13 protein-coding genes and 2 pseudogenes are annotated in these 11,521 nt (G+C 73.4%); 4 read left to right on the top strand and 11 right to left on the bottom strand.

What is annotated here, in order from left to right; genetic code table 11:
- Window positions 1-302 (bottom strand): annotated as a pseudogene (locus DQW85_RS45045) (hypothetical protein); the annotation flags it as partial.
- Window positions 303-610: 308 nt separating this feature from the next.
- Here DQW85_RS45045 and DQW85_RS34810 point away from each other — a divergent pair.
- The 3 genes and pseudogenes from DQW85_RS34810 to DQW85_RS46175 all read left to right on the top strand — a co-directional run bounded on the left by DQW85_RS34810 (window position 611) and on the right by DQW85_RS46175 (window position 1,891).
- Window positions 611-1,498, top strand: coding sequence for an alpha/beta fold hydrolase (locus DQW85_RS34810; protein ID WP_113704009.1), 888 nt, complete (start codon window positions 611-613; stop codon window positions 1,496-1,498).
- Window positions 1,499-1,584: 86 nt separating this feature from the next.
- Window positions 1,585-1,671 (top strand): annotated as a pseudogene (locus DQW85_RS47215) (oxygenase MpaB family protein); the annotation flags it as partial.
- A 55-nt stretch (window positions 1,672-1,726) separates the two neighbouring features.
- Window positions 1,727-1,891, top strand: coding sequence for a hypothetical protein (locus DQW85_RS46175; protein ID WP_205315636.1), 165 nt, complete (start codon window positions 1,727-1,729; stop codon window positions 1,889-1,891).
- A gap of 29 nt (window positions 1,892-1,920) precedes the next feature.
- Here the strand turns inward: DQW85_RS46175 and pqqE are convergent, their stop codons facing one another.
- The 9 genes from pqqE to DQW85_RS34760 form a co-directional block, all read right to left on the bottom strand.
- Entirely contained in the window at window positions 1,921-3,102 is a 1,182-nt protein-coding gene (pqqE, locus tag DQW85_RS34800; RefSeq protein WP_113704008.1) for a pyrroloquinoline quinone biosynthesis protein PqqE, read from the bottom strand.
- Window positions 3,099-3,395: a pyrroloquinoline quinone biosynthesis peptide chaperone PqqD gene (pqqD, locus tag DQW85_RS34795; protein ID WP_113704007.1), complete on the bottom strand. Its 297-nt coding sequence runs from the start codon at window positions 3,393-3,395 to the stop codon at window positions 3,099-3,101. The genes pqqE and pqqD overlap by 4 nt, the downstream gene beginning before the upstream one ends.
- A complete protein-coding gene (gene pqqC, locus DQW85_RS34790; protein WP_113704006.1) occupies window positions 3,392-4,063 on the bottom strand; it encodes a pyrroloquinoline-quinone synthase PqqC in 672 nt (223 codons plus the stop codon). Before pqqC ends, pqqD begins: the two co-directional genes overlap by 4 nt.
- Window positions 4,060-4,890 (bottom strand): pyrroloquinoline quinone biosynthesis protein PqqB, encoded by an 831-nt coding sequence (pqqB, locus tag DQW85_RS34785; protein WP_113704005.1) that lies wholly within the window; start codon window positions 4,888-4,890, stop codon window positions 4,060-4,062. The genes pqqC and pqqB overlap by 4 nt, the downstream gene beginning before the upstream one ends.
- A gap of 12 nt (window positions 4,891-4,902) precedes the next feature.
- Entirely contained in the window at window positions 4,903-5,058 is a 156-nt protein-coding gene (locus tag DQW85_RS34780; RefSeq protein ID WP_113704004.1) for a pyrroloquinoline quinone precursor peptide PqqA, read from the bottom strand.
- A 115-nt stretch (window positions 5,059-5,173) separates the two neighbouring features.
- On the bottom strand, window positions 5,174-6,400 hold the full coding sequence (locus DQW85_RS34775) for an MFS transporter (RefSeq protein ID WP_162795613.1): 1,227 nt from the start codon (window positions 6,398-6,400) through the stop codon (window positions 5,174-5,176).
- Between the two features lie 30 nt (window positions 6,401-6,430).
- Window positions 6,431-7,303 (bottom strand): RecB family exonuclease, encoded by an 873-nt coding sequence (locus DQW85_RS34770; protein ID WP_338043439.1) that lies wholly within the window; start codon window positions 7,301-7,303, stop codon window positions 6,431-6,433.
- Entirely contained in the window at window positions 7,304-8,014 is a 711-nt protein-coding gene (locus DQW85_RS34765) for an MBL fold metallo-hydrolase (RefSeq protein WP_205315635.1), read from the bottom strand. It lies immediately after the preceding gene.
- 84 nt (window positions 8,015-8,098) lie between these two features.
- Complete coding sequence (locus tag DQW85_RS34760; RefSeq protein WP_338043438.1) at window positions 8,099-8,755, bottom strand: DUF6758 family protein; 657 nt, start codon at window positions 8,753-8,755, stop codon at window positions 8,099-8,101.
- A 44-nt stretch (window positions 8,756-8,799) separates the two neighbouring features.
- Between DQW85_RS34760 and DQW85_RS34755 the strand changes: the two genes are divergently transcribed.
- The gene (locus DQW85_RS34755) at window positions 8,800-9,192 is read left to right on the top strand and encodes an NUDIX hydrolase (RefSeq protein ID WP_113704000.1); all 393 of its coding nucleotides are present in this window, start codon (window positions 8,800-8,802) and stop codon (window positions 9,190-9,192) included.
- 15 nt (window positions 9,193-9,207) lie between these two features.
- Here the strand turns inward: DQW85_RS34755 and DQW85_RS34750 are convergent.
- On the bottom strand, window positions 9,208-11,521 hold a 2,314-nt coding region (locus DQW85_RS34750; protein WP_205315634.1), incomplete at its 5' end, for a hypothetical protein.

The following is an 11,521-nucleotide window of genomic DNA, read 5'->3' as shown; positions in this document are numbered from 1 at the left end:
GACGCCAGGCGGCCCGTCCCGGGCGCTTCACGACGCCCAGGCGTGCCCGTCCCGGGCGCCGCCCGCCCTGGGCGGCGCGTCAGCTCCCCGGGTAGCTCGCGCTCGGGTAGCCCTCCACCGCCACGGCCCCGCGTGAGGCCGCGTAGGCCACGGCACTCCTCCAGCAGCGCGGCGGCGACGCCCTGGCCACGGCCGTCGCGGGTCACGTAGAAGCAGGTCACCGACCAGACTCCGGTCTCCGTGGGATCGGCGGGCCTGGTGACGGGCGAGCGCAGCCGGGGGTGCTCCTCGCGCCGCGACACGGCGCTCCAGCCGACGGAGCCTGCCGTCGGCGTACGCGAGGGGGCGGCCCGGGGGACTCGACGAGCGGGCGCAGCCGCTCGCGGGGGTCGCCGGCCGCGACCGAACCGAAATCCGCGTTGGACACCCGGAACCACAGGCACCGGCAACCCGAATATCCGCCGTTCGGGCCGAACACGGTGGCCACGTCGTCCCCCGAGGTCGCGGGCCGAATCTCGGGTTCGCGCACGCGTCACAACCCCCTTGAATCGCACCGGCGTACCGAGTTCGCCGGTGTCGAGGCGCTGACCTCGGGGTATTGTTGCCCCACGTGAGTACGCCGCGTTTTCTGACCCTGCCTCCTGGCGTCGCACCGCAGAAGATCGAAACGCCCCAGGGCGCGTTCGCGGCCCTGGAGGCGCTGCCGGTGAGCGGTGTGGTGGAGCGCTGGCCCGCGCTTCTGGTGCCCGGGGTGACCGGCAGCAAAGAAGACTTCATCGCGATCCTGCAGACCCTCGCCCAGTCGGGCCGCCGGGTGGTGGCCGTCGACCTGCGCGGCCAGTACGAGACGCCGGGCCCGGACGATCCGGCCGCCTACACGTGCGCCGCGCTCGGGGCCGACATCGACCTGCTGGCACAGGAGGTAGGCGGCGGCCAGCCGATCCACCTGGTCGGGCACTCCTTCGGCGGGCTGGTCGGCCGTGAGGCGGTGATCGACGGCCGCACCAGGTTCGCCTCGTTCACGCTGATGGGCTCCGGCCCCGCCGGCATCGTCGGCAGGCGCGAGCAGCACAGCCGTACGCTCATGAAGGAGATCCCCGCACAGGGGCTGGAGCAGGTGTGGCACTCCAGGTTCGAGCCGGAGGCGCTGATCGCGGGCGTGCCCGACGACATCATCGCCTTTCTGCGCAAGCGACTGCTGGCCAACTCGGCGACGGGCCTGGCGTGCATGGCCGAGCAGGTGGTGACCATGCACGACCGCACCGACGAGCTGCGCCAGATCGAGGTGTCCACCCTGGTCCTGTACGGCGAGCGCGACGACGGCTGGCCACCGGAGCTGCAGTCGGAGATGGCCGCGGCGCTGGGCGCGGAGAGCGTCGTCGTGCCGGGCGCCGTCCATTCGCCCGCCGTGGAGGCCCCGGAGACGACCGCCGCGGCCCTGGTGAGGTTCTGGAACGAGGCCGAGAGCCACTTGGACACCAGGCCCGCCGTCAGGTAATCCTCTGCTCACCATGGCGAGCACCGAAGGCATCGTGGTGCAGCCGCCGCAGACCCACGACCTGGCGGGTGCGCATCGACCGCTTCATGTGGGTGGGCGGTGTCCGCGGCCTCATGTTTCAGGCCCTGCACCCGCCGGCCGTGCGCGGCGTCCGGCAGAACTCCGCTTTCCGGGACGACCCGTTCGGGAGGCTGCGGCGTACCGCGTGGACGATCCGGAGCTGCTGCTGTGGTGCACCGCGCGGACGTCTCGTCCCACCTGGCGGAGGTCTCGTCCTACCTGGAGGTGGCCAGGCGCGGCGGGCTCGGCATCACCGAGCGCCAGGCCGACCGCTACTGCGCGAGCAGCGCGGGAGCGCCGCCTCCGTCGCAAGGGGCGCCGGGGCCTGCGTGACCCGCGCCGCCGGCCGGTCTCCTGAACGTTCACGCACCCCTGACCGGAGGCGCCGCCTCTCTGAAGGTCCATGCGCCGCCGCCGGCCAGTCCCTTGATGAGGTGGTGGTCCGGCGAGAGCCCGCAGGCCGGGTCGGTGCGCGCGGCGTCTCCGGTGAGGGCGTACGCCTGACAGCGGCAGCCGCCGAAGTCGAGCTCCTTGCGCGGGCAGCTCGCGCAGGGCTCCGGCATCCAGGCGGTGCCGCGGTAGGCGTTGAACGCGGGCGAGTGCTCCCAGATCCAGCGGAGCGAGCGGTCTCGGGCGTTGGGCACATCCAGCGGCAGGTCGTAGGCGGCGGGGCAGGGCAGCACGCGGCCGTCGGGGGCGACGGTGATCGAGATCGCGCCCCAGCCGCCCATGCAGGGCTTGGGCACGCCGTCGAAGTAGTCGGGGATCACCCAGATCAGCTCGACATCCGTCTTTTCCCGATATTTCTGGACTATGGCCTCGGCGCGGGCGAGCTGCTCACGGGTGGGCAGGAGCGCGGCCCGGTTCAGCAGGCCCCACCCGTAGAACTGGGTGTTGGCCAGCTCGATGCGCTCCACGCCCCACGCCAGGCCCAGCTCGATGATCTCGCCGACGGCGTCGAGGTTCGCCCGGTGCAGCACCACGTTGAGCCCGAGGGGCAGCCCGCTCGCCGTCACCACGGCCGCCGCCCGCTCCTTGCGCGCGAACGCCCTGACCCCGGCGATCCCGTCCGACTCCCCCTGCGTGGCCGCCTGGACCGACAGCTGCACGCTGCGCAGCCCGGCCGCCGCGAGCTCGCCGAGCCGCCGTTCGGTCAGGCCGACGCCGCTCGTGACGAGCTGGGTGTAGACGCCCTCCCGGTCGGCCGCGGCCACGATCCGCGCCAGGTCGCGCCGGAGCAGGGGCTCGCCGCCGGACAGGTGGGCGTGCACCACGCCGAGCGCCGCCGCCTCGCCGAGGATGCGCTCCCACTCCGCGGTGCTCAGCTCGCTCGACCTGGCGGCCAGTTCTGTCGGGTTGGAGCAGTACGGGCAGCGCAGCGGGCACGCGTGGGTGAGCTCGGCCAGCATGGCCCAGGGCGGGGCCGGCGGGCGGGCGACGGGCTGGGCGACGGGCTGGCCGTCTGGTTGAGCATCTGGTTGGCCGTCTGGTCGGGCGTCTGGTTGGGCGACGGGCGGCGCGCCCGGCGGTGGTGTGGTGGTCATCGCAGCCACCCTTCGGCGCGGATCCGGTCGAGGAACTCCACCACGTCGGCTTCCGTCCCTCCCGGGAACCGCGCGAGGACGCCGGCCACGATGCCGGCCACGGTCCGCTCACCGTCGCAGAGGGCGACGATGGCCGCGGCCTCCTCGTTCAGCACGACGATCCGCTCGGGCACGATGAGCAGGTCCGCCTGTCGCACCGGATCGCGGCGCAGCAGCGCCGAGCGGGCCAGCGCCGGCTGCCACGCCACCCCGCCCGCCGGTGACTCGGCCTCCCCGGTCGGGGGCCGGGTCATCGGTACGCCCCGTCGATCGCGTCGAGGAGGGACCACAGCACGTCGCACTTGTAGCCGAGCGCCGTGACGGCCCTCTCCTGGTCCGCGCGGCTGCGTGCCCAGTCGAGGACCAGGGCGAGGGCCTCGCCGCTGTCCTGGCGGCCCTGGGTGACGCGGATCCGGAAGTAGCGCAGCCCCTCGGGGTCGATCCACGGGTAGTGCCGTTCGAAGGCGGCGATCCTCGTGCGCATGAGGTCGGGGGCGAACAGCTCGGTGAGCGAGGCGGCCACGGCTTCCAGGGCGGTGCCGTTGCGGCAGAGGTTCACGTAGCCGTCCACGGCCAGCCGGACGCCCGGCAGCACCCCCTCGCCCGACAGCAGCAGCCCGCGCTCCAGGCCGGCCGCCTCGCCGAGGCGCAGCCACCGCTCGATGCCGCCCTCGCCCGGCACGACGCCGTCGTGGTCCTGGATGCGGCGCAGCCATACCCGGCGCAGCTCGGGCGTGGCCAGCTTGGCGAGGATCAGCGAGTCCTTGATCGGGATGTGCCGCTGGTAGTGGAAGCGGTTGAGTATCCAGCCCCTCAGCTCGTCGCGGGTCAGCTCACCGGCGTGCATGCGCTGGTTGAAGGGGTGCAGGTGGTGGTAGCGCTTCTCGGGTACGGCACGCAGTTCCGCCTCGAAAGCGTTCAAAGGTCGATCACCATCCCGTCCGCGGCCACCTCGAGCCCCAGCTCGGCGAGCACCTTGTGCTGCTCGGCGTCCGGGTCGACGAGGGGGTTGGTGTTGTTGAGGTGGGTGTAGAGGCAGCGGCCCGGCAGCCGGGCCAGGCGCTCCATGGTGGCCTCGATCGGCAGGTGGCCCATCCGGGTGGCGGTCTTGGCGGAGATCCCGGTACGGCGGGGCTCCTCGTCGTCCCAGAAGGTCCCGTCGACGATCACGCAGTCGGCCGTGGCCAGGGCGTCGTCCAGCGCGGCGGGCCACACGCCCATGGCCGGGGCGTACACCAGGGTGGACGTCCCGTCCGTGAGGCGCAGCGCGGAGACCCACTCCGGGCTCTCGGGCAGGCCGGCGTCGTGGCCGGCGTACCTGGGGCGCTTGCCCGACACGGGGATGGCGTCGGCGGCAGCCCACGTGAGCCGGACGTAGGGGCGGAGGATGTCGGCGAAGGGGCGCAGCGCCTCCCGCACCACGGGGGTCGAGCGCACCTGAAGCGTGTCGGCCTCCCTGAGGCGGAGGAGGCCGATGGTGTGGTCGAGCTCGGCGTCGGTGAGGATCACGCCCGCCAGCGGCGACTGCCGCGGCCCCGGGCCGGGGCGCAGCCACGGGCACGCCTCGATCTGGTCGGCGATGTCGGGGGTGGCGTTGACGACGAAGCAGCCGTCGTCGAGCTGTACGGCGAGGCTGGCGTGGCTTCTGCGGCGGCCAGGGTGGGCGCGTGCCCCGGAGCAGCCGGGGCAAGCGCAGTTCCACTGGGGGACGCCGCCACCGGCCGCGGTGCCGAGCACCTGCAGTCGCATGGCGGGGCCCGGCTATCTGGTGGCCAGGAAGTAGGCGGACATCTCCATCGACGCTTCGACGACCTGGTAGTCGGGCTTGTGCCAGGTCGTCTCCTCTCCGCGAGTCCTGATCTTCTTCTCGTGGATCCGGCGTGGCTGCTTCTTACCCTGTTCCTTCGGCTGGGACATGGGTCGCGCACCTGCCTTTCAATCTGGTGTCACAACCGATATGACCGCCAGGAAGGTCGATCGTCAATGGGCAAGGTCGGATCTATGCCACGAAATTTCGCCCTTTAGTGGCCTCTTAGGGCTTATGTCGTAAGTTTTTGTCCGATGTCTTTACAGGGAGGACCAGCGCGCCGACCAGCACGAATGACGAGGCCAGCAGCATGGCCCAGCCGCCCGCCGCCATGCTCGCCGGATCGAACAGCACGCCCGTCGCCGCGGCGGCAGCGGCGGCGCCGACGAACCGCGACGCCTGGAACAGGCCCGAGGCCACCCCGGTGTCACGCCGGTCGGCGTGCACGTACACGAGCGAGTTCAGGCCGAACTGGCTGAACGCCGTCGCCAGCCCCAGCAGCGAGGTGACCACGAGGACCACCCCGACCGCGCCACCCGGACCGCCTGCACCGCCTGGGCCGCTGGTACCGCCTGGGCCGCCCGTGCCGCCCGTGCCGCCTGGGCCGCCGGTACCGCCCGTGCCGAACATCGCGCAGGACGCCGCGATCAGGAGCACGGCGCTGATCACGAGGACGGTCCGCATCCCGGCCCGTGCCACGAGCCGCACCGCCACGGGCATCATGACGATCGCCAGCCCCGCCATGGGCAGCACGAGCAGCCCCGCAGCGAGGGCGGGCAGCCCCGCCGAGCGCTGCGCCCAGAGCGGCACCACGAAGAACGCCAGGTAGAAGACCACGTTGACGAGCGCGTACAGCCCGCAGGTGGCGAGCAGCGCGGGCCTCGGCCGCGGCAGCCAGGCGCGACGCTCGCTCGCCACGCGCACCGCGGGCAGCCAGCGCAGGCCCAGCACCAGGGCGAGCACGGCGAGCGGGACGTTGACCAGGAAGACGGCCCGCCAGCCCCACAGCGACACCAGAACGCCCGCGGCGACCGGCCCGGCGGCAGCGCTGGCCGTCAGCACCATCGAGATCATCGCGATGATCCTCGGCGGCGGCCTGCCGTCCGCGCCGGGGATCACCGCCTGGATGATCGCCATGCCGGACGGGAACGTGGCACAACTGCCGAACGCCTGGAGGAGCCGGAGCGCGACCAGCACCGGGAAGCTGGGTGCCGCCGCGGCGAGCGCCCCGGTCAGCGCGATGACGGTCAGACCGGCGCAGAAGACCGTCCTGGGGCCGAAACGGTCGGCCAGGGTCCCCATGAGCGGCGGCGCGAGCACGGCGGTCAGGTAGAAACCGGCGGCCAGCCAGGTGACCGCGGCGACGCCGACCTGGAACTCGGCCTCGATGCCGGCCAGCGCCACGGCGATCATGGACGAGTTCAGCGGGTTGAAGAGAGCACCGAGCGCCACCGCGAGGGGTATGCGCTCGGTCCGGGCCACCTAATCCGCCAGCCCGTCCCAGGGGCGGCGCTCGGGGGCCGCGGCCATGCCCTCTGGGCAGTGGCGGCGGAAGTCGCACCAGGAGCAGATCGGGCCGGGGCTGGGCGCGAAGAGCTCGTCGATCTCCGCCGGCACGGCGGACGGGCGCGGGGAGCCGAGGGCGGCCATGGCCGCGCGGTAGCGTTCGTCGGCCGTGGCGGCCTCCAGGGCCACCTCCTCGGCGCGCCGCAGGTGGCGTCCGAGGGACTCGTCCGTGTGCCGCCACTCGACGATCTCGCCCGTCGGCAGGTGGTGCAGCTCGACCGTGTGGCACGGCGTGCGCATCATCCGGGACGCCGCGATCGCGTAGATGGCCAGCGCGAGCGAGGAGCGGGCGTCGTCCTGGGTGAGCGGCCGCCGCCCGGTCTTGTAGTCGACCACCGCCAGTTCGTCGCCCCGCCGGTCGAGCCGGTCGATGCGGCCCGAGACCGCGATCACCTTGGTGCGGGTGGCGACCGTGCGCTCCACGCCGACGGGGTCGTCGGACGGGTCCAGGGTCGCGGTGTAGCCGGAGACGAGGTCGCGGGCGCGCCCGAGCCACTGCGACGACTGCTCGCCGTCCCTGAACCCCTCGGCGATCCACCCGTTGGTGAGCAGGATGGCCGCCGTCAGCGGGGTGCGCCGCTCGTACGGCTCGCGCCACCAGCCGGCCAGCGCGTTGTGCACGCTGGCGCCCACGCTGTTGTGCGCCCAGGCCGGGCCCTTGGCCGGCTGGGGCCGGTCGAGGTAGGTGAACCGGTAGCGGCGCCGGCAGTCGAGCCAGGAGTTCAACCGCGACGGCGTGCACGAGTAGAGCCGCCGCGGCATCCCGTCCAGCGGGAGCTGGTCGTACACCTACTCGTCGCCCGGGGTGATCCTGATCCCCGCCGCCCGGGTGCCGTCGGTGAGCGGGCTGTCGTCCTCGCCCTCCGTGCGGGTCAGCGAACCCGAGACCCAGTCGTCGAAGTGCGGCTCCAGATCGCCGACCGTGACCTCGTCACCGTGCGCGGCCAGCACGCGGGTGGCGCCGGGCAGCGTGAACAGCCGCCCGCCGATCGAGGTGAGCTGGTCGGCCAGGGCCGGGTATTCGCCGCCCAGCTTGCCGGGCCCGTCGGCCTGCAGCGACTTGCCGGTGAACACGGCCCCGAGCCCCTCGCAGTAGAGCGAGACGCCGCCGGGCGAGATGCCGGGCGTCTCCATGACGTCGAGCTGGACGTCGGCGACACCGAAGATGCCGTCGTCCTCCATGTCGATGTCGGGCCAGGTCTCGGACCAGGTCTCTCGCCAGAGGGGCTTGTCCTTGGGGTGGAGGGCGATCACCGCCTCGTCCCTGCTGGCCACCTCGATGGCCGCGCCGACGTGGTCGGGCAGGCCGTGCGTGCAGATGACGGCGAGCACCTCTCGCTCACCGACCTGCTCCAGGATCTTGTCGGCGTCACGCGCCGGGTCGATGACGATCACTTCGTCGTCGTCGCCCACGATCCAGGTGTTGTTCTCGACCTTGTGCTCGGTGTCGTCGATCTCGACGACGCCCTCGGTCACCACTCGCTCGATACGCGCTGTCACGCTTCCGCACTCTAGTCCGTCTGGATGACAGTGCGAATCGCCTCGGGGCGAGTCGCGGGGCGATCGCGTACGCCGGTGCGGGAGCTAGCCGCCCAGTCTCGGTGAGAAGGCGCCGAACGGCAGGTCCAGCTCGTGGTCGCGGAGATCCATCAGGGCGAGCTCGCTGAGCGCGATCAGGCAGCCCGCCTCGGCGGGCCAGGCGATCGTCCACAGCCAGTTGCCGAGCGCCTCACCGGCGTAGACGGCGCGGTCGTCGGCCGCGCCCACGCACCACAGCGGGGTGGGATGCCCCAGCACCTCGATCTTGGCGTTCGGCGGTCCGGCGTCGAACCCCTCACCGGGGTCCGGCCCGCCCAGCCCGGCGAGCGCCGCCCCCAGCCCCACACCGGGCTCCTCGGCGACGATGAGGACGTCGGCCGGTCCGCGGCTGATCGAGGGCCCGCAGAGCGCGACCACGCTCGCCCTGCCTCCCGTGCGCTCGTCGCCCGCCTCCGCGAACCCGGTGACGAGCCACCCGGCGGGCAGCGGCCAGGGCACCCACACGGGCACCACCGAGCTCTTGCGGATCGCCTCGGCGGAGGCCGGCGCCGGCGGCCGGGCCGCCTGGAAGGGGAGTACGTCACCATGGGCGTCGCAACGCCACGCGCTCGACCACGCATTCGGCCCGTGCAGGGGGCCAAAGCACCGTGGGCAGGTTGGAGGCGCTTTCACAGCTACCCACGGTGCGTCCTCCGGCGCCATGCCGTCAAGGCCGCATTTCGTTAGCCCCTCGTTATGTTGGTCAGGTGCGCGTAAATTGTGTGGGCGCGATCGTGGTCGACGCCCAAGGCCGGATCCTTCTCGTCCAGCGTGGCCACGCGCCCGGCGCGGGCCTGTGGTCCATCCCGGGCGGCCGGGTGGAGCCCCACGAGACGGACGCCGCCGCGTTGCGGCGCGAGGTCCTGGAGGAGACGGGCCTCCACGTCGCGGTGGGCGCCCTCGCGGGCGCGGTCGAGCGGCCCGGGCCGGGCGGGGTGACGTACGAGATCCGCGACTACCTGGCCACGGTGACGGGCGGCGTGCCGTCCGCGGGGGACGACGCCGCCGACGTCCGCTGGTGCTCCCGGGAGGACGCCGAAGGGCTCCCGCTCACCGAGGGCCTGCTGGAGGCGTTGACCGAGTGGCGGGCCTGGCCGTGAACAGGGCCCCTCTCGTCAGCGGCTGGCGGTCGTCAGGGTCGAGGTCCACAGGATGAGGTGATCGTCGCTGTAGGTGGTGCTGCGGCCGAGCGCCACGACCTCCGATCCGGCCAGCGTGACCGCCGCCAGCCACTGCATCCCCGGTCCGCCCAGCCGATCCCTGGTCAGGTCGGACCGCTCCCAGGCCGTGCCGTCCTGCGACACCCAGGCGGCGCTGTCGCCGTCGCCCGGCCTGCCGTGCCAGCCGACCGCCACCAGGCCCTGGGCTCCCGCCGCCAGGTCGTGCACGGCCGCCGCCCGTTCAGCCGGGAGCCAGGACGTACGCCAGGTCGCCCCCTCGTCCTCCGAGACCGCCGCGAACACCCGGCGCGAACCCTGGGTCTTGGCCGTTCCGACGGCGATGACCTTGTCCTGGTGGGCCGCCACCTGCCGGAGCCCCGCCGAGGAGGAGCCGGGCGGGGCGGGGCGCTTGCGCGCCTTCCAGTTGAGGCCGTCGGCCGAGACCCAGACCACGCCGATCTCGTCGTCGCCGGTGCCCGCACCGCCCACCGCGACGTACCCGTCCGGGGTGGCGGTCAGGTCGTGGACGCGGACGCCTGAGCCGCCCTGCGGGAGCCTCTTGGACCGGGTGAACCTGCGCAGATCGGAGCTGAACCACAGCGCCGCCCCGACCGTGCCGGTCGGCCCGCGTTCCTCCCCGGCGACCACGTACCCCTTCGGCCCCGCCGCGACCACGCGGGTGTCGAGGTACGGGTGGTCCTGCCTGCGGGCGAGGTCGCCGGAGGCGGCCACGCGCTTCCAGTTGCGGCCGTCCTCGGAGGAGACCAGGAGCGGTTCGGTGACGCCGACGGCCGCCTGGGTGCCGCCCACCGCCAGCCAGCCGCGGCGCCCATGGGCCACGTCGTCGAGGATCTGCTGGTGCGGGCCGCCGAGGCTCATCGAGGTCCAGTTCTGCCAGTTGAGGCTGGTCCAGATGCCGGCGTCGCCGGAGGCGGTGCCGACGGCCACGTACCTGCCGTTGTGGCTGGCCACCCTGGTGGTCTGCCTGGCGATCCGCGACAGGCCCTCGACGTCGGCCAGCCGCACCCGCGACGCGCCGCCGCGCGGCGGCGCGTCCATGAGGACGAGCTGGTTGTCGACGTCCGCCGCGGCCTGGTCGCCGCCCGCGAACAGGGTCCCCGACTCGTTGATCGTGAACCCGCGCAGCGTGGCGCCGGAGAGGTCGCCGAGGTCGGCCCGCTTGGTCCAGGTGCGGCCGTCGGCGCTGGTCAGCACCGAGTACTTGCCGAGGTTCGCCTGGCTGACGGCGGCGATGCCGCCGGGGTGGGTGATGACCGACTCGATGCCGGGGCTCTCGTCGCCGAGCCCGCCGATCGTGCCGCACTGCGACCACTGCTCGCCCGTCGGCGAGCAGTAGACGCGCACGTCGCCGTCGATCGTGCGCTGCCTGGTCGGCACGAGCACGAACTGCTTGGGCAGTACGGCCAGCGAACCCGTGCGCGGCATCGCCTCGGGCAGCTGGAAGCCGGTGGCCTGCCAGGTGCGCCCGCCGTCGGCCGACCGGACGACCCGCGAGCCGTCTCCCTGGGCGGGCTGCGCGACCGCGATGACCGTGTCGCCCCTGGCCACGACCGCCTTGAGCTCGCGCGCCTCCAGGCCGCGCGTGTCCACCCGCTGCCAGGAACGCCCATCCGGCGAGTGCCAGGCCGCTGGTCCGGCGCCACCGTCCTGCGGGGTCGTACGGCCGACGGCCACGAACCCGGACCGGGTCCTGGCGATGTCGGAGATCAGGTCGCCGTCACGGAACGCCGCCAGCCCGCTCTCCTCCACGGCCGCCCAGCTGAAACCGTCGGTGCTCGTCCACAGGCCGCGTTCGCCGCCCGTGCCGTCGCCGCCGCTGGCCAGCCAGAGCCCACCGCCGCCCACGACCCGCTGCACGGTCGGGGTGGTCGCGCCGGCGACCTGGCCGAGCTGCCATGACTCGCCGCCGTCGGGCGAGAACAGGAACAGCGGGCGCGGCGTCGGGATCGTCGTGTCGCTGCCCACGGCCACCACGACCCGCCCGGCCGAGGCCATGTCGTTCAGCTTCTGGTCGGAGCCGAACCCCGCCGACGGGACGGTGAACAGGTCGTCACCGGACCGGCCGGTGCCCGCCGCCAGGCGCAGCCCCGGGTCGCCGGGATCGGTCAGCTGCCAGACGAGCACTCCGCCGGCGATGACCAGGGCGAGGGCGAGCACCACGGCGACGGGCGCCGCCGGGCCGCGCCCCCTGCGCGTGGGGCTCACCCTGCGCACGGCCGACGGGGCGGGGCCCCTGTGGTGCCTGCCG

It is taken from the genome of Nonomuraea lactucae (assembly GCF_003313395.1).
Lineage (GTDB): Bacteria > Actinomycetota > Actinomycetes > Streptosporangiales > Streptosporangiaceae > Nonomuraea > Nonomuraea lactucae.
Note: the sequence above shows the minus strand (reverse complement) of the source record. Positions and strands in the feature narration are given on the sequence as shown.